Origin of the sequence: Psychrobacter piscatorii, assembly GCF_001444505.1 — a bacterium.
In the GTDB taxonomy this organism is placed as follows: domain Bacteria; phylum Pseudomonadota; class Gammaproteobacteria; order Pseudomonadales; family Moraxellaceae; genus Psychrobacter; species Psychrobacter piscatorii_B.
The window spans coordinates 1-22,326 of sequence record NZ_LNDJ01000087.1; the positions used below are offsets into that span (position 1 = coordinate 1).

A 22,326-nucleotide genomic window follows, 5' to 3' on the forward strand; every position below is an offset into this window, starting at 1 on the left:
AGCGATCAGCAGTGCCTATTTGCGAATTTTCAACACGCCCTAAATAATTTGGCCAGTCATTTATAAAATATGCAGTGATTGATTAACAGCAAATAATGAATAGCCACTGGTTTTTATCAAATAGAACCAACAATGTCAGTAGAGGATATGCGTAATGGCAGGATATATTTTGGCGTTAGATCAAGGGACAACGTCGAGTCGAGCGATATTATACGATGATCATGCACGGCCTATTAAGATGGCACAACAGCCAACGACGCTGCAAACGCCAAAAGCGGGATTTGTTGAGCAAGACGCACAGCAAATCTGGCAAACTCAGATTAGCTGTGCGCATGATGTTATCAATCAGGCAGGGTTGCTTGCTACTGATGTCACCAGTATCGCGATTACCAATCAACGCGAGTCTATTGTCATGTGGGACAAGCAAACAGGGAAACCGCTCGCACCCGCTATCATTTGGCAAGACAGGCGCACGGCAAACTATTGCAAGACACTCGCTGCTGAAAGCGCTGATAACAGCATGAATAAAAGTGTCAATCAAGATATCAATCAAGGCGCCAATCACAATGATATTAACAATGACCTTCAATATGATATGGCAGCGCAAGTACAACGCATCACAGGTCTGCGCTTAGATCCTTACTTCAGTGCCAGTAAAATTGCTTGGCTGCTCGAAAATAATCCCAAACTCAGCGTACGTGCTAGTAAAGGTGAGATAGCAGTTGGCACCATCGATAGCTGGCTGATTTACAAGCTAACTGGCGGCGAGCATGTCATCGACTTGACCAATGCTTCTCGTACTTTGCTATTTGATATTCATAAATTGGCTTGGTCAGAGACGCTTTGCGATCGGTTTGCCATTCCTATGACTATATTGCCTAAGGTACTGCCATCTGACGGTGATTTTGGCAAAACCAAAAAAGGCCTATTTGCAAAGCAAATACCCATTCAAGCCGTGCTCGGCGATCAGCAGGCCGCGCTTTTTGGGCAAGGCTGTCTCGATGCTGGCATGGCCAAAAATACTTATGGCACAGGGTGCTTTATGCTGATGAACATTGGTCAGCAGCCAAAACTGAGCGAGCACAAGCTGCTAACCACCATCGCATGGCAGCGAAAAATATCGCCAACTCGTCCAGACAATTTATCATTTGATCAAATCTTACAGTCAGGTAAGCGAATGCTACAGCCACCCAAAAAAGAAGTTACCTATGCCTTGGAGGGTAGTGTTTTTATGGCAGGAGCTATCATCCAATGGCTACGTGACAATTTGGGTATGATTCAGCAAAGTAGCGATGTTGAAGATTTAGCTCGCCAAGTAGACAGTAGCGAAGATGTGGTGCTATTACCTGCTTTTACTGGATTGGGTGCGCCTTACTGGCGTTCTGATATCAGTGCTAGCATCACTGGTATGAGTCGCGGTACTACTAAAGCCCATATTACCCGTGCTGCGCTGGAAGCAGTTGCCTACCAGACTTATGATGTACTCATCGCCATGCAAAAAGACAGCCCTCATCCCTTGACTGAGCTCAGAGTAGATGGCGGCGCGGCAAATAATGATTTGCTGATGCAGTTTCAGGCAGATTTGCTAGATGTTCCGGTGCTACGTCCAAGAGACACAGAGATTACGGCAAAGGGTGCAGCACTACTCGCTGGTTTAAAGACTGGGCTTTACGATGAATCAACCATGAAAGCCTCATGGCAAGTGGATCGTATTTTTGAGCCAAGTATGTCGATTGATGCTCGTGAGCAACACCTTGATAAATGGCAACGTGCCATCGCAAGGTCATTAATGCAGATATAGGGTTGATTTCTATAGTAAATTTATCAATGCTAATCTCTTGCAATTACCCAAAGTATGAGCGCACCGTACATAGACATCATAAAGATACAGCCTGTAACGCAATGCAATCGCAATACGGACACAGTTTACATAATCAGGCTATCTGTCTCTACCTATAAGTTTCTATACTTCAGTTGGATTTAGCAATATCGCTAATCTTTTAGCAAATAAATAATTCAACAAATAATAAATAATTTAGGGACAATACTATGAGTAACCATGACGCTATCGATCGCAGTGAAGTAAAAAACATGTCTAAAGAGACAAAAGAAGATTTGAATGCAGACATCATCACGGGTGAGCCAGGCTCACATCCAGTAGGTACAGGTATTGGCGGTGTAGGCGGTGCAGCAGCAGGTGCAGCCATTGGTACAATGGCAGGCCCATTAGGCACACTAATTGGTGGTGCTATTGGTGCTATCGTTGGTGGCGGCGCAGGTCATGCAGCAGCCGAAGCCATTGATCCAACCCATGAGGAAGCTTACTGGCGTGCAGAGTATGCCAATGCTGATTACTACAAAGACGGTTACGAGTTTGATCGCGATCTACACCCAGCGTATGCGGTAGGCTATGCAAATCGCGCTCGCTATCCAGTAGATGCACGTTTTGAAGATCATGAAGCCGACTTAGAGCGTTCATGGCATGAAGTGAAAGGCGATTCTCGTTTGGCGTGGGATGAAGCGCGTCTAGCATCACGCGACGCATGGCATCGTGTATCGTAGTACGTGTTTTACAAGAAAGTCAGATGTTAAAAAGACTTATGAATATGACTACTGTTTACTCAATGACTTTAATAGATAGCTAACTTAACAGGCGAACGGTCTCTTAAAAAAGCTGATAATAGATTACTATTTCGTTGCTGAAAATAGATTGATTGTACGATTGGTTCTATTAATGACTTTGACCAGCAGTATGTATGTTATTTTAAAACTCCCAAAGTCAACCTTTGGGAGTTTTTTTTGGCATAAAATTTGCTATGAATCTATATGTATGAATATAATATAATATAAGAAAAACAGGGGACTTATGACTAATAATGACGGTAGTAAACAGTTTTATATTGCCACAGCTAATTTATTGAACTTTGCTAACCCTAATCGCATTTATTATGAGAATGCCCCAGCTTATGATAATAAAGCCTATGAGCATAAGCGACGTGGTCTGACAGATCTGCTGGCTAAAGCACACGCTGATATCATTGCCGTACAAGAAGTATGGGATAGTAATGCACTAGAAGCACTAGCTGTCGCACTAGGATTCAAACCAGAGCAGGTGGTCATTCCGCTTGCAAGCAATGACACTGCAAGTCCATATACTCAAGGTAGAGGCGCACAGAATACACCAGCTGTTGGTATTATTAGTCGATTTGAGCAATTAGAGACGACCTTATTAGAAGAGATTGCACCAAAAGCTGTGATTGATATCCCCGATATCGGGCCTCATCAGCATTTTAATCGTCCACCTTTGATATTGCGTGTTGACGCATATGGTCAACCAATAACGATCATCACGGCGCATCTAAAAAGTAAACGTGCGTTTTTCTTACGTGACGAAAATGGTAACCTATTAGAAGACATGGATGATCCAAATATCCGTATTCGTGCCAAGCTTCGTAGTTTGTGCATGCGTGCTGCAGAGGCGGCATCTATTCGTATGTCGATCATGGAACGTTTGCATCACACGCGTGAGCCATTGATACTGCTTGGCGACATGAATGATGTGACTGGTAGCGTAACGACCCAGCTGATGACTGAGACTGGCGAGGTTAATTATGATAAAAGTATGCGTGATGTCGCACTTTTTGATGCCGCTCGTATTCAAGCTCGCTATGGTTGGATGAAAGATGTGGCTTACACCCATATCCATCAAGGTATGCCAGAAGTGATCGATCAGTTATTTGTTTCAGAAGAGTTCTTACCTGATAGCAAGTTTTCGCTCGGTCAGGTTGAAAGAGTTGATTATTTCAATGACCATCTTAAGTGGGATTATTCAGATAGGGTGACTGATCATGGTATTATAAGAGCGAAAATTAAACTGAATGATTAACTTCATAAAATTAGATAGTTAACTCTAGTAGAGTGTTAATCGATACATTAACTTTTAACCCATTCATGTCCCTTGCTTGATAGTGTACAAGCGTTTATGATGCCTCCTCATTGAGGTTAGTAGCGATAACGTTGGCTCTACATTTTAGCCACTCGTTGATTCTCCAGTGATTTAGGACGAATGCTACTCAATGAAGATTGTATTTATGAAATAGGACGTAACATTAAGAGATTTACAATGAGTGATAACAAAGACGAAAAAATTGAAGATGTGTTAGTAGATTCGGAGTTGGCAAAAAAACTTGTACCAAACAAGTTTAAATTTACCAGTCAGCAGGGCCGCGCACGTCGTCAAAAACTTTTGGCTGGTGCCAAAAAGTTGAGTGAAACACAAGCTATTAATGATATTACTCTAGCAGCTGTGTGTGAAGAAGCAGGCATACCAAGAGCTTCTGCTTATCATTTCTTCCCTAACATTGAAGCAATATTTTTAGCATTGCGCTTTTTGAATGCGATTGAAATATTAGAGATGGTAGAAACCGTTGATATCGGCAACTACGATAGATGGCAAGGATATCTAACCGCGCTGATTGATCAGTGCGTGACGATCTTCCATAACGATGAGACCAAAGCCAAACTCATTTATGACACCAATACGCCTGATTTTGAAGGTGATGAATTTGGCGAAGATATGGACCATCAAATTGTTGACTTGGTCTATAAGCGTTTATCAGAGCGTTATGAGATGCCAAATTTTGAGGATATCCAAAACACGTTATTGATTGCTTATAGTATTGTTAATGCGATATTTACCTTGTCTTATCGTCGTCATCAGAATATCACTGAAGACTATATTCAAGAAGCAAATACAGCATTTATCGCGTACTTACGCTGCTATCTACCAGAAAAACTACCACGTAAAAACCGCTAATTTTATCTATAGTAGACACAAAAAAGCCGACAAATCTGTCGGCTTTTTTACCTCTATCATTTAGTAAGGCGCTTTAATTATTAGGCGTTAGATCTTGTCCGCGGCAGATATCATCACTGGCATCTAAAGGCGCATACTGCTTGTAGTAGCTGACGATAGATTGCTCTAAAGCCACGTTAGTCTGTGAATCATGAGCATTCACGTAAGCTTCGCGTGCTTGCTCAAGCCAACGGTCCGCCATACGAAAATGTATGCCTGACTCGCGCCACCCTCGCTTACATTGATTGGTCGCCGCCCAAATTAACGCCACTTCACTAAATGCCATCTCACGTGGCGCTGACTCTATACCGCCACTGTCTTTTAGCGCACTCAGCGTCGCCCACAGATCAGGTCGCATTAGAGCAGAGGTAGTAGGGATATCTTGCTGTAGTTTGATGCTTTGCGCTGTATCGTTCTTTAGCGATTGTAAGATAGACTCTGCCGTTTCTGCCGCAACTACGCCCGCAGCTGAGCGGTTATTCATACTGTCTTGATGGATCGCATAAGTAAGCCATGCTTGTGCTTTGTAAGCAAGATACTGCTGATGAGCAGTTTTGTCTTTTTGCTGATAGGGCTGTAGTTGTTCTACCATACAGTTGAGTACACGTTGCTGCGTGCTTTGATATTTATAAGAAGGCGCTTGAGTCTGAATATCATCACTACAATCTACAGAACTGTTCGCATCAACGATTTGAGCCGTGTTGTTAGCGATGCTATCTTGTGCTGAAGCAAGGGATACGACACTCAAAAGTAACAGTGCCGAGAGTGCAGTATGTACTGGTTGTTTATAAGCAGTGGTTTTAATGGCAGCTTTAAACATGATGCAAACCTTATCTGAAGGTAATGAGTGTGGGTATTTACCATTATTAGGGCTGACTCTGCGACTCCATCGCTTATTATATTGCCAGTAGACAGGAGTTAAGACGCTATCATTAGTTTACAAGGTAGTCGTGTTAACTTGCGTAGAGTCACTGTTTAAACGCTTGTTCTTACGTGGGTCTTCACGCTTGAATAGATTTTCATCAAACTTGAAGCGCAATCTAAAGTAAGCCCCTTCTTGAGTACTGTCGTCATAGGCGATGTCTTCATCTTCAAAGCCCATAAAATTATAGCCAAGTGACAACCAAAGGTTGGTCATTGGGCTATAGCCCACTTCAGCACCCAACATATAAGACAAATCATCTGCTTGCTTATTCCAGTAAGTACCCGCTTGCAAACCAACATCCCAATGTTCGCTAATATCGTACAGACCGCGACCATAAACGGCATGAGCAGTATTGTCACTGGTAATATTGTCTGCTTCATATTCTGTATACTTACCCGCATAGCGACCAGACAAGGTTAAGGCACGCGTTGGATGGTAGTTACCATTCCATGACCAAACGGTGGTGTCTTTTTGATAAGTATCATCACCCGTGTTATTGTCATCTAAACGATACTCAAGCTTTGCAAGCATGTCTAGTTGATTGCTGTCGTAATCACGATAAGCGGCGCCAAGTTGGAAACGATTAATCGTGCGATCACCATCATTATAGTCGATGCGCGAATAGGTATCTTTGGCCAATAAGGTAATCTCATCGCTATAACGATAGGCAATACCTGCGCTACCAAGTAAGGTGTCGCTTGTCTCGCCCCAACGTTTCTCAACACGTCCTGATGCTTTGTAGTTTTCTTTGGCAAGATACTCAACGCCAAAACCTGCCGCAGTGGCGGTGTTGTTCTCTTCGCCTTCTAATGACTCAACGCGCTCAAGCAACGTATTTAGAGTCAGGCCTTCTTGTACATACCACTTGTTTTTCAGACCGATAGCGGCTTCCGCTTCACGCGCACTGATTGCATCACGCATGCGGTATTCGCTATAGACTTTACCGTCTTTCATATAATTGACGTCAAAGCCCACAACGGTACGTTGACGCTCATCAGTATCATCAAGACCATAGCTACCAGACAAGCTGTTGATCAAATCATGACGTGCATACAGACGACCCAAGCCACCGATTGGCGTCTCACCACCGATGGACGTCGCGTTACGTGAGCTATTTTCGATATCTTGCTCATACTCTGCAAACACCAAGCTATTATTTAGCTTGGGTAGGCGAGAAGTGATACGGGCACGAACCGTTGTGCCTTCGATGTCTTTGTCCGCATCACTAACGCCATTCAATGCTGATTGGTTGATAATGTCGTCATTGAACAGCGTGTCATCAGTAACATCTACCACATCTGTTGCGGCTTGAGTATTACGTGAGGCAGCAGTCGCGTCTTGTTTGTAGTAACGCACACCGATTTCACCAACGACATTTTCACTCAAACGTTGCTCGATACTGGCTTGTACGCCTTCACGACTCGCGTCAGTAGTATGATCCTTGGTACGCACACCTTCTAATTTCAACGCTGTTTTTTTGTCGTTGAATCTATGGATGACTTCTACGCCAGACTCCGTACGCCCAGCAGTCAGTGGTGATGCACCAGTGACGAAGCCTGCATCTGAATCATTGTAATAAGCCTTGGCACGCGTGTCTTTCTTATTATCAAAGTCAAGCTCGACACGTAAGGCATTGCCCTCAACATTGTTATCGTCTAATTCTGTGGTGTTGATCTGATTACTTGGCTGAAAGTTAGGGTTCTCAGCTTTGTTCATTGCGTATTCAGCGACCAGCTTTAGCTTGTCGTTGAACTTGATAACGCTATTGACACTAGCCAGCTCTTCTTTGTTCAATGGGTCGTCGCTATTGATATAGCTACCACCGATAGCGACTTTATTAGTCAGTTGCTGTTTGGCAGCGATACCACCAACCAAATAGTCCTCACCACCTTCATCCACTTCTACTGTGACACGAATGTAGATAGGATTGCCTTCGAGATCTTGACTCGCAATCGGGGATTTCAAAAATAAGCTGCGGCTAATCGGGTCTATCTCATAATCAGCAAAACGCGTGAGGGTCTCACGGTTGACGATTAAGCCAGGGTTATTACGGTCGCGAGTGATCACTTCGATAGTTTCCGAGTTCTCTAACACGGCATCGAAGTCTTCAGCCAATGGGTAGGGACCTGAAATACCTAAACCGCGAGTTTCATTAACGCGCTGGCTAGTACTGGTCTCTGCCAAAAACGCAGTCACGCGAGTATTATTATCTTCAAATTGCGCCTTTAGACCAGTCAATGTACGGTTGTATTGACCCAGTTCAATGCCTTCATCATTGTCAATTTGTGTTTTTAGGTCGCCATACATAGCAAACGAGCGACCTTTGTCTAGACGAACATAGAGCTTACTGGTTGATTGCGCATCAAAGCCCTTAGCCGATGAGTCACCATAGACAGGATAGTATTCGCCAGGCTCGATATCACGGAATAATCGCTCGCCTTTTTTGTCACTGTCATAAGCGAGCGTCAGCAAGTAATCTCCGCGCACTTTGCCTTTCAAGAACATTGCCGAACGACCAGATGCGGTATAGTCATCGTTACCGGCAAAATCATTCAGCTCTTGTTCAAAGGCACCTTGAGCATCCGTAATACTGCTACCGTCAAAGTCTTTGAGCGAGATAGCACCTTCGACGATACCCACAGCAATGAGTGGACGCAGCTTAGCCGTGAACTGTAGTGGAATGACTTGCTTATTGTTTCCAGTGTTGATGACCAGCTCCCCTTTGCCAGGTGCTGTTGGCGCAGTGATAGGAATGAGCAGCTCGCCGCCACTGACGGTTACTTGTATGCCTGCTTGGTCTTTGTTGGTGTCGGGTAAATTGATACGACCGATATTGGTATCTAAAGTGATGGGGGTATCGGCAATAAAGGGTAGGTTACCCAAATCTTTTAGGCTAATGACCACTTGATATTCGCTGAAGCCATCGGCTTCGACAAAGATGTCTTGGGTACGATAGTCAATGCGTTGCAGACTATCAGGGGCAATCACCTCGATACTTTGTTCGGAAATAATGCTACCTGTGACATCGGTTGCGACGCCGCGCAAAGTATTGCGGCCACGGTCGAGGGCCACGGCGTAATAGTCGAAAGCCGTGACTTGCTGTTTTTCTTGCTCAGCGGTCTTGCCAATTTGACTATCAGATATGGCCTTGCCATTGACGTAAAGTGTGAAGCGACCCCCAAGCGGTGCCTGAACTTGCACCAACTGCTTATAAGTAGCCAGCTGTTGTCCGGATTGTAGATTGAGAAATAAGACCTCGTTATTAGGTACTTTTTTGAGGTATTCTTCAAGCTCGATGGCTTTTGGAGGCGTGATGGTGCTCACACTCATTTTTATACGCGGTGTGGTGCTGTTAGTATCTGCTACGATGGCTGAATCACAATTTAAGCCACTATCTAGGTCGTCGTTAGATTTGCAGCCACTAGCATCAATATTATCGTTATAGTCGCGGTTGTAGTCTGGCTCTAGGGTCAGATCACGCTTAATCGCCTGCTCTAGGGCATCGTTTTTGGCATCAACTTGCTTGCTACGTGCAAGAAGATGCTGGTTTAAAAGTTCTGTGCTGTCGCCCATGCCGCCAACGATAGCAAAATCTGCACGATGTAATTCGCCATATTTTAAATCGACAAAGCGGCTGCCTGCGTCACCAGCATTACGACTGCTTTGGGTAATCAGATCTGTACCAACAGGTAGTGTTGTACGGTCGACTTTGAGCACATGAGTTTTGGCGCTGACACCGTAGAAGTTATATTTACCTTCAGGATCGGTCACAATGAAGTTACCGTTTTCCATGTAAATGCGTACGCCTGCCACACCTAGCTCGCCATCATCTTTTTGCTGGATACCGTCGCGGTTGATGTCATGATATAGTTTACCGATGATGATACCGTCGGTATTCATTAAGCCACGATCGACATCGACATGCCACTGCGCCTCTCTTGAGCTTAGGATTTGGTCGTTATTCATGCGCGTGGTGGCAACAGCACGGTTGACTCCATCGCCACCCAGCGCTGATGACCCAATCAAAACGCGATAGGTAATCTCTCTGCTCGTGCCTTGAGGTAAGTCTCCCAAGTGCAGCACTTGGTACTTGCCTTCTGCCTGAAATTCTGTGGTTTGCATGCTATTGATAAGCAAATCGTTATCCACATAGCGTACACTGCCTTTCACATATTCAAAGCCGCGCGGTAGGGCATCCTTTAGCTGTACGTCATAAGCGGTAGCTGCGCCATTATTGATAATATTAATAGTGTAATTGACATAGTCACCAAGCGCTGCCGATTTGAGATCGCCTTCTTTTTTGACTTGTAGGCTTGGGTTGTTATCGACAATACTAATCTCGCTGCTGTAACCACTGATATTGGTGGTAAAGTCGCTTTTGCTCGGCGTCTCATCTAAACCGACAGACGGATCGATACACGCAACCAATTTAGCTTGTAATGTATCGCCAGTCATCGTTTGGATAATGCTGTCTTTGATAGCATTGGCATTTTTTTCGGTCGGTGCTGACAGACGGTATTTGCCTGTATTATTGCCCGTCTCAATACCTTTTAATGAATAAGTGTCGCCCGTAGTAGGTGAGGTGATGGTCACCCAAATTTGATCAGGCTTATCCGCCTGCACGTTACATTGCGCGTAACCAGCTTCAAGATATACATTATCATTGATTTGTGTGCTGCTTTTGTCAGATAAAAAATCTGGGGTGGTAAAGTGTACGCCGGGGGCAACAATGACGAAGCTGTCTTTTACTGAGGCGGTTACTGAGCTGTCTTCTAATACTGTTGCGCCAACTTTGATGTCGGTGCTGCTACCATCACTGGCATTGCTATTGGTGACGGCTTGAATGATTAAATCAAGACGCTCACTTTGTCCCAATTTGATTTGGTCAAGACCTGTGATGAGGCGGTCACTTGCATCAATAATGCCGTTTTTATTAAGGTCTTGATAGACTTCAAAATTCGATAGGCTGCTTGGGTAGTTAAAATTTAGGTTAATAGTAACCGCATCATAGCCTGTGTTGGTGATGGTGTTTTTCCAAGTAACTTTGCTACCTGCCATGACAGTTTGTTTGCTGCCACCGTCAAAAGATATACTGTATTGGTCAGCATTGACAGTTTGTAGTTGGACGGTATTTGATGCCACGCTTAAAGTGGTTTGTGTGTCGTTAATAGTATAGCGCGCATCTGCAGTGTTATTGATAGTATCAATTATCACAGGTGCTGCAAATGCAGAATGTGATTGCATAAGCAACATAGCTACTGTCAAAGCCGATAGCTTAGCTACTAAATGAGTAGACGGGACAATGCAGTTTGATATCATTATGCGTGCCTATACAATCAAATCAGAGAATACAGCGACGATCATCATTATTTTCATCGCTATGAGGTGGGTAGACTGTCCATAATCTATGCTATGGACAGTCTGATATTACAAATTATCAAGTCTTATGGCGTAGTACCATCTGGGTTGATTTTCACAGCAAATACCATTGCCGCGTATGTTTGTGGCGCTAGTGTGGTTACGGTACCATTTACTGCCGTACCATCATTGGCGGCACTATATTTATTAGTTGCAGGTATCGCGGTAGCATTTGCCGCATCGTCTAGCCTGATAGCGTATGCAGGAGTCGTGCTGCTGCTAAGCACCTGCGCTTTATTGTTAAAGCGGTCGGTGGTATCTTTAATCACGACATTGTCAAAGCTAAAGCGTGCATCAGTAGTTGCGAACTGGTTGAACGCTGTGATTTTGTACACAATGCAATCACCAGGTTTTGCCGCTACTGGTGACTGGGTAAAGGTCAATGAAGCTGTTGCTGAGCACGTGGTGTTCAATGCTTGTTCTTTGATCAGACCTAAGCCTTTGACTGTGGTGGTGTTTTGTACTGAGCGATCACCGACGGCTGGCGCGTCTTGACCACCGACCACTAGGTTAACGGTTGTAGTTTCTGTTGAGTCAAGCAGTGCATTAGAGGATGACACGTTATACTGGATGGTTACGCTTGAATTTGGTGCCATACCTGTCCATGCTGGTGCGCCATCGACAGGGGTAGCGGTAGATAAGTCGTATTCACCATTACCATTTTTAACAAGAGTGTACGTTGCATTTGGCGTTGCTGGATTGTTATCCGCATCATAGACAATACGTACACTTCCATCAACTTGTGTAATCTTGTCGTTCGCACCCTCAGTGATGGTGAATTTGATTTCACCTGTCTGATCGCCTTCAGTTTCTTTACCCGTGTTTTTAATCACAGCGGTTTGTGTGATTTGTGTACCTGTGGTCGTTGTGGTTGGGATTTGTTTACTACTTGGTGATTCGAGGTTTATGGCACGTTGGTTTGCCACCAAGGGTGCAGTTGAATCGCCACCGATCGCATTGTTCGCAGTACCGTTAATGACTTCACTGTCATCTGTTGACGGGTAGAAATTAGCAGTATTTTGATTGGTGTCTGTTGGATCAGTGGTATCATAAATGACCTGACCGCCGCCCAAGTCAAGCGTTGCGACCGCATGATTGACTGTGCTTTTTAAATTGGCAAGGTTTTCTTCTGAGTCTTTTTGCACATCAAAAGTAATGATAGCTTCTTGACCTGGTGCTAGGTTAAGCAAAGTCACACGAATACTGTCTTGTTCAAAACCTGTGCCTGCACCATTAGTACCTGCAACGATGGTGGCGTTGTTGCTGGCGCTTAGGTTTGGCTGCTCGGCAAGACGTAAGCCTGCTGGCAGGTTGTCAATCACTACGATGTTATTTGCGGCTGTAGCATACGCGGCACGCTCGTCGTTACGAACTTTGATGGTGTATGTCACTTTCGAGGTTGGGTCGTTTAGGTTTAGCGTGCTGCTGACCGTGCTAGTAATCTTAAACACAGGTACTTTAGTTGTACTGTTGTTGATGTTGGTCAATGTCGCTTTGGTAGTGTCTGCACTACTGAAGAAAGTACTGACTGCAGATAGCGTTAGATTCTGGGTGTCGCCGCCCACGTTCCCCGAGGTTTTTGCCGCAACAGAGATGTCTGCATACTCGTTCGGGCGTAGTGTAATGGCGCGGCTTTGGAACTCAGTACCCGTAACCGTTGTCGTGCTCTTCAGCGTGCTATCAGCATTGTAGATGGTGTACGTGACGTTGCTCGTTGCTAAGTCATAAGCACCGCTGCCTTGTGGGCTATTTGGGATATTGCCACCTTGAGCTAGGCTTAGAGTATAAGTGTCTTGAACGTTACCTGAGTTGGTCAAGGTGTGGTTAAAGGTCACAATACCTTTAGGAGTTACGGTAAGCCCCTTGTTATAGTCATCAGTCAAGTCGTCGTCATCATTCTTAGCAACTAAGCTGAACGCTGCGCTTTGGGTGATGTTTACGGTGACTTTGTTTGACTGTACAGGGTTCTGTGCGACACCAGCGATGCTGTAGGTCGCTGTTGCAATGTTGTCAATGGTCGGCGTCGAGTCAGCGGTAGACTTTGCCGCGTTTGCAGTACCAGCCAAGCCGAACGCGCTGATAACGCTGACGGCTAGTACGGATTGTTTGAATAAACGTTTACTCATGGGTTGGTTCTCCTAGGTGTCTGACACAAAATAACGGTTGGGTTTAGTTAACGACAGTATTTAGAGCAACGTCTGCTGACTTATTGGCAGGCAGCCATTTGATGTTCCAGCGAAGTGCTTTGTATTCTGACAATGGAACTTTCACCAGTTTGCCATTTACCTTGCGCATTAGCGGCATGTCGGCATAGTTTTTACCGTCTGTGCTTGCTTGTGCGCTGGCAGGAGACACTTCACCAGTAAAAGTCATATTCGCAGGAATAGGTAAGGTGACCGCAAGATCACTGATGTTTTGATTGGTAGTATTTGTATAGTTTGCTTTGTATTGAATCACTGTACCTGCTGGTGCATTACGTACCGAAGTGTAGCTGACTTTGCCATCTGCGTTTTTAGTAACCTTATTGGCGGTCAGCTCCATCTGCAATGCGTCAGCAGCATAAGCACTATTGAGCAATACAGTAGAGGCGACAATCGCAATCAGAGCGTGGCGTAAACGATAAAACGGCTTCATACGAGATTCCTTGTTTAGTTCATTATTGTCAGACACAAGCCAGATAACTTCCTGTAAATATGGACAATCAATAAATAAACGTTGATTGATAGTAGTGAGCATTTATTATAGCTGGCATTATTACAAAACAATTACATACAGTCACTAAAAAAATGACAAAAGGTAGTTTCAGGTGTGTAAATGGAAACACCTCAATAGTGCCTATTGAGGTGTTCTTATCAAAAAAATAAAATACTAAAATTAATTCATTAAGTTGACTTATGGGGTACTGGTCGTGGTGCCATACTTGCTATTAAAATAAAGCGAAGCTTTGGTCGGCACTGTTGTGGCTGTAGGCACTTTGACCAAATCAAACTTGTCTGACACGATAGTACCGTTGTTGCCCATAACAGCTGAAGTATTGCTGCTCTGATAAACATTGCTAGGATTACCTGTTGGTTTTGGCAACTGAAAGGTCGATATAACTGGTGCTGTTTGCAATATATCTTTAATCTGTACATCGACGATATCAATATGCCCACGGTTATAAGCATCAATCTTATAAGCGATACAGTTACCAGGTTTGACGTTGTTGGCAGCATTCATACTAAAGCCAGTATTAGGATCATTGGTGTCACCGATACTTGCATAATTGAGCGATGCGTTGCATTGATGGACGTACTGAGATTTTTTTAATACCAGCGTCGCGTTTTGTGATTTTAGCTCACCAAAATCAAGATTACGCGTAATAACCCCAGACGTATTTTTTTCTGTTTTGTAGTCGTAAACATTTGACGCTAGCGTTACTTCTCTACTGTCTGCAGTAGTGTCTATCGGATATTCCCAAGTATTGGGCTCTGTCTCAATAATACAGACTTTGGTCTTATTCAATAGCACACTTGGTAATACCGTAAAGCTGTATTGGCCTAGTGTACCTGCAGCGTTTGAGACCGTTTGTGGGTTGGCAGATGTCGTAGAGAGATTGTTACCGCTACAATCAGTCAGTCTGACTTGTAAGCCACTGACATAAATGCCAGATTCGTTGCTATCAAATATGCCGTTAGCATAATTGCCATTGCCCGTAAAGGTCGCTGAAGTGTCATACTGAGTACTGCTACTAGCAGTAATCCCACCGTTGTCGTTAAAGACAAAGCCTGAGAAGTTATAATTGGATCTGTCATTTGTGATGATACATGTCCAATTATCCCCATAATTAAGTTTTAAGCTCTTTGGATCCAGAGCAGTAACGGTAGTACCATCCGATCTTTTACATGTATATAAGGCAGTATAATCTGCTAGATTTGTCGTTCCTGATACGGCTTCCGTCAATGTATAGGTCTTGGTAGGATTAACTTTGAAAGTCCCTGTAGTACCTGTACCAGTAGTGACAGTATTACTTGAACCCGTCGTAGTGGTAGAAGTGATGCTGTTAGTAACTACTGAATTGTCTGCGTTGTCCTTTATTTGGACAATAAATTGATCGGTATTTGCTTTACGAGGAGCTGAAAGCGCTTTTGTATATGTTAGACGTGGCTGCGGTTTGTAGCAGTAACTATCGAACTTAATATTCACAACTTGAATAGCAGGATCGTTATTAGTCAAATTATTAGATGAATAGTTTAGAGCTGGGTTATTTCCATAAACCACGTCTACGCGAACCACGGGATCAGTAAAAGTAACGGATAATCTACAGTTTTCATCTAAACCGTTACAAACAGCCGAACTCGTAACACTATTTTGACGATAAGGTGCAGTACTGGTTATTCCCGCACCTTTAGATTCAACAATAGGAGCAACTGGAGCACCTGTGCTAGTAAAGCCGTTTATGGTAACTTGATCAAACCAGCTAAAATAACGTGTATTTTGTGAATCAAATCCTGCAATGGATGAATCTATATCATAGATACTCAAACTTAACTTATTTAGTGGTTGCGCTTGATCAGTAAACTTATTTTTAAAGGTGTATGAAACTGTACGAGAACTATTTTTATCAGCAAAATCTTGAGCGAGCTGAAAAACTTGAGTGTTCGCAACGGTGGCAGACTGATAAACATTAGTTGAGTTTTGGGTCAAAGCGCCATTTAAGGCCAAGCTATTAGATCCAATTAAATAACTTTCAGTACCGTTCCCATCAATAGCTTGGTTCGTTCTAGGAGCAGGTGGAGAAGCGATAGGTGCTAATCTAGTATAATCAGCTGCTGAGAAGCTATCAGTTTCAAACCCTGCATCACAAGTTACTGCTGCTAAAGCTAGATAATTGGGCAGCAATATTAATAGAGACGGTAGAGCTATCCAACGCGTTACCCTTGATTTTAGAGTTGATGATTTAACAAACGAGTCCATAATAGCTCCAATAAAAAAGATAGAATACAAATATAATTTTATAATAAGAATAATACCTAAATCACAATTAGTATACAAAAATTAGACGAACGTCCATTTATTAGGTACAGATAGAATGTGTGGGGAACGCTAAAGTCTAATAATCTCTTCACAGTTTGTATAAAAGGATAATAACGTTATATCCGATGTTATTTACCTAATCACTAATCATTATTTATTTAAAAAATACTTGTTATTTATCCATTTCTCTACAGCCATAAACAATTGCCTCGCAAACGCTTATAATAGAGTGTCAAAATCATTCATGACTGAATATACAGGGACAACAGTATGATCTGTTTTGTAGTTTCGTCCATTTGACGCATATGTCAATTCTCAGTGGCACTATTTTGTATAATCTAGCTGTATCTCACCGTATGAAACAAGGGAATGCTTGGACATAGCAAGGAAGTCATAAGTAAACCGATATCTTACTTCACACCAGTATTTAACAAAGCCTTACCGTCTAGATAGGTAGGTATGACTGATATAAAAGGATCGACAACAATGAATTATTACAAGGATGCTGATAGCACCGAAACCAAAGAGTGGCTACAAGCCTTTGAGTCTGTTCTCAAACATGCAGATAAGGATCGCGCGCAGTTTCTTCTAAAAGCCTTGTACAATATGGCGGTGCAAGAAGGACTACCATTTAATAGATTGGATACCGCGTATATTAATAGTATCGCTGTTGAAGATGAGCCAATGTATCCAGGCGATCTTGGTATGGAGCGTAAAATTCGTGCGTTGATTCGTTACAACGCTTTGGCAATGGTCATGCGTGCCAACAAAAACGATGATGATTTGGGTGGTCACTTGGCGTCATTTGCCTCTAGTGCCACGCTTTATGAAACAGGATTCAACCATTTTTTCCGTGCGGCAAGCGATCACTTCGGTGGGGACATGATTTATTATCAAGGTCACTCAGCGCCAGGTATCTATGCACGTTCTTATTTAGAAGGTCGTCTAACCGAAGATCAGCTTGATAACTTCCGCCGTGAAGTGGGTGGTAAAGGCTTATCAAGCTATCCTCATCCATATTTGATGCCTGACTATTGGCAGTTCCCAACGGTATCAATGGGCTTAGGTCCGATCATGTCGATCTATCATGCTCACGTGCATCGTTACATGGAAAACCGTGGCTTGCTCGAAAAAGAAGGCCGTAAAATTTGGGCATTCTTAGGTGATGGTGAGACGGATGAGCCAGAAAGCTTGGGCGCAATCTCTCTTGCTGGTCGTGAGAAGCTGGACAATCTAATTTGGGTTGTTAACTGTAATCTACAGCGTCTTGATGGCCCAGTCCGTGGTAATGGCAAAATTATTCAAGAGCTAGAGTCGGTATTCCGCGGTGCTGGCTGGCGTGTGATTAAAGTCATTTGGGGTGGTAAATGGGATAGCCTGCTTGCCAATGATGATACTGGCGTGCTCAAACATCGTATGGAAGAAGTGGTCGATGGTGAGTACCAGCTATATGAAGCGCGTACGCCTGAATTTACTCGCAAAGAATTCTTTGGTAAATATCCTGAATTAAAAGAAATGGCAGATGCATTGACTGATAAAGACATTGCACGCCTAAACCGTGGTGGTCATGATCCACAAAAAGTGTACGCTGCGTTTAGCGAAGCGATGAAAACCAAAGGTCAGCCAACGGTCGTACTGGTCAAAACTGTCAAAGGCTATGGTTTGTCCAGCACAACACAAGCGGTCAATAAATCGCATCAAATCAAGAAACTTGATCAAGAGGCGCTTGTTTATTTCCGTGATCGTTTTGATTTGCCATTTACCGATGAGCAATTAGAGACCCTACCATTCTACCGTCCTGAAGAAGGTTCGGCGGAAATGAAATATCTAAAAGGTCGCCGTGAAGCATTGGGTGGTCATCTGCCAAACCGCCGTAGTGGCCATATTCCGCTGAACATCCCTGAGCTGTCGATATTTGATCGCGTATTAAAGGGTAGTAACGGCAAAGAACAATCAACGACGATGGTATTTGTACGTCTGTTATCAGCCATGCTGAAAAACAAAGACATCCAAGATCGCGTGGTACCAATCGTACCAGACGAAGCGCGTACCTTTGGTTTAGAAGGTATGTTCCGTCAATTGGGTATTTACTCTGCGGTCGGACAAAAATATACGCCAGAAGATAGCGAAGCATTGATGGGCTATAAAGAAGCCATCGATGGTCATATGTTAGAAGAAGGTATCAACGAAGCGGGTGCGATGAGTACATGGATTGCCTTGGCAACCAGTTACTCTGTGAACGCGCTACCAATGATTCCGATGTACATCTATTACTCGATGTTTGGCTTTCAGCGCATAGGTGACTTGGCGTGGGCGGCAGGTGACTGTCAGGCACAAGGCTTCTTATTAGGCGCAACTGCGGGTCGTACCACCTTGAATGGTGAGGGCTTACAGCATCAAGATGGCCATTCGCAGATTTTGTTTAACACTGTACCAAACTGCGTGACCTATGACCCTTGCTATGGTTATGAGCTGGCTGTTGTCGTACATGATGGCCTACGCCGGATGTACGGAGAAGGCGAGCGCGTTTATTATTACCTAACGCTAATGAACGAAAATTACGACCAGCCTGCCATGCCAGAAGGAAGCGAGGAAGGTATCAAGCGCGGTATGTATTTACTCGAAGATAATGGCTCAACTCAGGTACAGCTATTGGGTTCAGGCGTGATCTTACGTGAAGTACAAAAAGCGGCTCAGATCCTAAAAGATGAGTTCAATATCACATCAAACGTTTGGAGTGTCACTAGCTTCAACGAGCTGACTCGTGATGGTATGGTTTGTGACGACTACAACCGTCTACATCCAATGGATGAAGAAAAAGTGCCATGGGTTACTGAGCAGCTAGCTCCGCACGAAGGTATCGTAGTTGCAGCAACCGATTATATGCGTAATTACTCAGAGCAAATCCGTGCTTGGTTACCAGACAACCGCCCTTATACCACGCTTGGCACAGATGGTTATGGCCGTTCTGATACTCGTGAGAACCTACGCAGCTTCTTCAACGTTGATGCGGCTCACATCGTTGTCGCCACGCTTAAGCGCTTAGCGGATGAGGGTGAAGTTGAGATGCGCTTGGTTAAAGATGCGATTTCAAGCTTAGGCATCGATGCGGATCAGCCACCTGCATGGCACCAACAGTCTTATTATGATCATTCTCCAGATGCACCTGCACCAGGCAAAGTCAACCCAAGTCCTGTGCCTGAGTTCGTTGCTGAAGACGATGAAGATATCAGCAATGAAGGCCGCGCCGAAGATCAAGCAGATGCGCCCTTGCTCAATGACGGTGATGTCAAAGAATAATAATCATAAGACTAGGAGATAAAACATGGACATTAAAGCCCCCGATTTGGGTGTCGATAGTGCTGAAGTCAGCGAAATTATGGTAGCAGTGGGTGATGTCATCGCAAAAGATGACAACATCGTTTTGCTAGAGTCTGACAAAGCGTCAGTTGAAGTACCAAGCTCTGCTGCTGGTAAAGTCACCAAAATCAATGTCGCCATCGGCGATCAAGTCAGCGAAGGCATGGTATTGATCGAAGTAGAGAGTGCTGACGCAAGCGATGATAGTGACGATACTGCCGAAGAAGTAACTGATTCAGAACAAGCAGACGATAATAATGAAGACGCACCTGTTGAAGATGATGCAGATGCAGAAGAAGCGACTGATGATGCTGGCGAAGGCGCATCGACTACCCATGCACTGCCAGATATAGGCGTTGATGAAGCGCAAGTGGCTGAGATTATGGTGAGTGTAGGCGACACGGTCAGTGCCGATGAGTCTATTCTACTGATTGAGTCAGACAAAGCCTCAGTCGAAGTGCCTGCACCAGAAGCAGGCGTAGTCGAAAAAATCTTGGTTAATGCTGGTGACACTGTTGCCAACGGTCAAGACTTTATCGTTATTAAAGCGGCAGGTACTCCTAAGGCAAAACCGAAAGCAGATACTGCTAAAACTGAAGATAAAGCGGACAAGCCTGCACCGAAAACTGAAAGCAAGTCACAGCCAGCCCCAACAGGCGAGCCAAAGCAAGCGCCTGCACCGACCTCAACTGCTGCACCTGCAGGTAAAAAATTGAGCGAAGCGGAAGTGAATGAAAAGTTGGTTGATGTATATGCAGGTCCTGCTGTACGTAAACTGGCCCGTCAGCTTGGCGTGGATATCACACAGGTAAATGGTTCAGCATTAAACGACCGCATTCTAAAAGAAGATCTGTTTGCGCATGTTAAAAATCGTTTGACCACCCAACAAGCCGCACCAGCTGCTCAGGGTGCTGTTAGCTCAGGTCTGCCAAAACTACCTGATATGAGCAACGTTGAAATCTGGGGTGAAACAGAAACCCAAGATTTAAGCCGCTTGCAAAAAGTGTCAATCCCGCAGCTGAACTACAATACCTATCTACCGCAAGTGACACAGTTTGATTTGTCTGATATCACTGAAACTGAAAAACTACGCGGTGAGCTAAAGGGTGACATGAAGGCGCAAGGTATTGGCCTGACTATTTTGGCCTTTATTGTTAAAGCAACTGCTTACGCTTTGACCCAGCACCCACGCTTTAACAGTCATTTGAGTGATGACAATACGCAAGTGATTTTGCGTAAGAGTGTTAACATGGGTATTGCGGTTGCGACTGATGACGGCCTAGTGGTTCCTGTGATTAAAAATGCACAGGACAAAGGCATCAAGCAGATCGCCATCGAAATTGGTGAGTTGGCAGGCAAAGCACGTGATAAAAAGCTCACTACTAAAGACATGCAAGGTGCAAGCTTTACCATATCAAGCCAAGGTATCTTGGGCGGTACAGCATTCACGCCACTGGTCAACTGGCCACAAGTGGGTATCTTGGGCGCATCAGAAGCGACTATGCAGCCTGTTTGGAACGCGGCTAAGCAGACTTTTGAGCCGCGCTTGATGCTGCCATTGTCATTGTCTTATGACCACCGCGTCATCAATGGTGCGGATGCAGCGGTATTCACTCGCTATGTTGCTACATTGCTTGCTGATCCACGCCGTATTTTGCTATAGCTGATACGCTACTCTAAAAGCTAAAATCAAAAAAAGACTGCCTAAGGGTGGTCTTTTTTTTGAGCAGTACTTTATTTGAAATAAGCAAATGTTAGCCAAAAAAAAGCCAGCATCAGCGCTGGCTTTTTATACTTAGATCATCGAGTTTAATACGATTTGTGATTAAAACTGTTTAACAAATGCAACGCCATATACCCAAGGGCTGATATCGATTTCACCGATGTCACTGCCATCTAAAGTAGCATCTGTTTTGATGTCCATATAACGCGCATCGATACGGAAAGCTTCAGTTGGAGCGAAAGGAATGTCTAAACCGACATGACCAGCCACACCAACGCTATCATCAAGATCTAAATCACCACCAGTAGAGATTCTTTCTTTAAAAAAGGTCGTATAGTTCACGCCAACACCAACGAATGGCTTGATATTCATTGGCATGTTGTCAGAGTCAAAGTGATATTGCACAGAAAGAGTTGGTGGTAAATGTTGGGTTTTACCTGTTAAAACTTGTGTGCCATCCGCATTATTTAGATCAAAATCATGATGAAATGGAAGTGCTGCGAGTAGCTCAACACCGACATTGTTGGCAATGAAATACTCACCACTAATAGTTGGCTGTATATCGCCGTCAACATCAACAGACAAACCAATATCTAGAGTGCCATTATCACTTTTAGGGTCAACATAATGTGCACCAGCCGCAATAGACCAAGTGCCAGCAGGTACAGCAAAAGCAGTGGTCATGGTAAGGGCAGTGGCAGCGGCTAAAACTAGGGATTGTAGTTTCATGATTTGGTTCCTTAATATATTAAAAGGTTATCAGTGCTAATGAGGGATGACATTGCACACTGATACATAATGTTATAATGGATGATAAAGCGGTAACATTATGACTCTATTATAGTATAAAACCACAATTACTGTAAGGCTTTAATTATGCTTTACTAAGTTTTATTTAATTAATTATAGTAAAGGCGATAACGGTATAATTATTTTGATTATTTAAAAAAATTGATTATTGTGAGGTAGGGTATAAGCCTGTTGTGATACTCTGAAAATGGGTAGATAAGAATTATAGTCAATCCACTA

Annotated in this window: 12 protein-coding genes; 6 read left to right on the forward strand and 6 right to left on the reverse strand. The window is 43.8% G+C overall.

What is annotated here, in order from left to right; genetic code table 11:
• Window positions 1–154: 154 nt before the first annotated feature.
• The 4 genes from glpK to AS194_RS09630 all read left to right on the forward strand — a co-directional run bounded on the left by glpK (window position 155) and on the right by AS194_RS09630 (window position 4,816).
• Complete coding sequence (glpK, locus tag AS194_RS09615) at window positions 155–1,801, forward strand: glycerol kinase GlpK (protein ID WP_058025299.1); 1,647 nt, start codon at window positions 155–157, stop codon at window positions 1,799–1,801.
• A gap of 248 nt (window positions 1,802–2,049) precedes the next feature.
• A complete protein-coding gene (locus AS194_RS09620; RefSeq protein ID WP_058025300.1) occupies window positions 2,050–2,562 on the forward strand; it encodes a hypothetical protein in 513 nt (170 codons plus the stop codon).
• A gap of 304 nt (window positions 2,563–2,866) precedes the next feature.
• Window positions 2,867–3,886 carry an endonuclease/exonuclease/phosphatase family protein gene (locus AS194_RS09625; protein ID WP_058025301.1) on the forward strand — a complete coding sequence of 340 codons (1,020 nt, stop codon included), beginning with the start codon at window positions 2,867–2,869 and terminating at the stop codon, window positions 3,884–3,886.
• Window positions 3,887–4,123: 237 nt separating this feature from the next.
• Window positions 4,124–4,816: a TetR/AcrR family transcriptional regulator gene (locus AS194_RS09630; protein WP_058025302.1), complete on the forward strand. Its 693-nt coding sequence runs from the start codon at window positions 4,124–4,126 to the stop codon at window positions 4,814–4,816.
• A 73-nt stretch (window positions 4,817–4,889) separates the two neighbouring features.
• Here the strand turns inward: AS194_RS09630 and AS194_RS09635 are convergent, their stop codons facing one another.
• From AS194_RS09635 to AS194_RS09655, 5 genes are all read right to left on the reverse strand, one after another.
• Window positions 4,890–5,675, reverse strand: coding sequence for a hypothetical protein (locus AS194_RS09635; protein WP_058025303.1), 786 nt, complete (start codon window positions 5,673–5,675; stop codon window positions 4,890–4,892).
• 117 nt (window positions 5,676–5,792) lie between these two features.
• Entirely contained in the window at window positions 5,793–11,024 is a 5,232-nt protein-coding gene (locus tag AS194_RS09640) for a DUF11 domain-containing protein (protein ID WP_227511626.1), read from the reverse strand.
• A 200-nt stretch (window positions 11,025–11,224) separates the two neighbouring features.
• Entirely contained in the window at window positions 11,225–13,324 is a 2,100-nt protein-coding gene (locus AS194_RS09645; RefSeq protein WP_058025305.1) for a hypothetical protein, read from the reverse strand.
• A gap of 43 nt (window positions 13,325–13,367) precedes the next feature.
• Window positions 13,368–13,832 carry a hypothetical protein gene (locus tag AS194_RS09650; RefSeq protein WP_058025306.1) on the reverse strand — a complete coding sequence of 155 codons (465 nt, stop codon included), beginning with the start codon at window positions 13,830–13,832 and terminating at the stop codon, window positions 13,368–13,370.
• 258 nt (window positions 13,833–14,090) lie between these two features.
• Window positions 14,091–16,154, reverse strand: a complete 2,064-nt coding sequence (locus AS194_RS09655) for a hypothetical protein (protein ID WP_058025307.1) — start codon at window positions 16,152–16,154, stop codon at window positions 14,091–14,093.
• Window positions 16,155–16,700: 546 nt separating this feature from the next.
• Here AS194_RS09655 and aceE point away from each other — a divergent pair.
• Together aceE and AS194_RS09665 are read left to right on the forward strand one after the other, a co-directional pair.
• Entirely contained in the window at window positions 16,701–19,514 is a 2,814-nt protein-coding gene (aceE, locus tag AS194_RS09660) for a pyruvate dehydrogenase (acetyl-transferring), homodimeric type (protein WP_058025308.1), read from the forward strand.
• 25 nt (window positions 19,515–19,539) lie between these two features.
• Window positions 19,540–21,237: a 2-oxo acid dehydrogenase subunit E2 gene (locus AS194_RS09665; protein ID WP_058025309.1), complete on the forward strand. Its 1,698-nt coding sequence runs from the start codon at window positions 19,540–19,542 to the stop codon at window positions 21,235–21,237.
• A 162-nt stretch (window positions 21,238–21,399) separates the two neighbouring features.
• Here AS194_RS09665 and AS194_RS09670 read toward each other — a convergent pair whose 3' ends face one another.
• Entirely contained in the window at window positions 21,400–22,026 is a 627-nt protein-coding gene (locus tag AS194_RS09670; protein ID WP_058025310.1) for an OmpW/AlkL family protein, read from the reverse strand.
• Window positions 22,027–22,326: the final 300 nt, after the last annotated feature.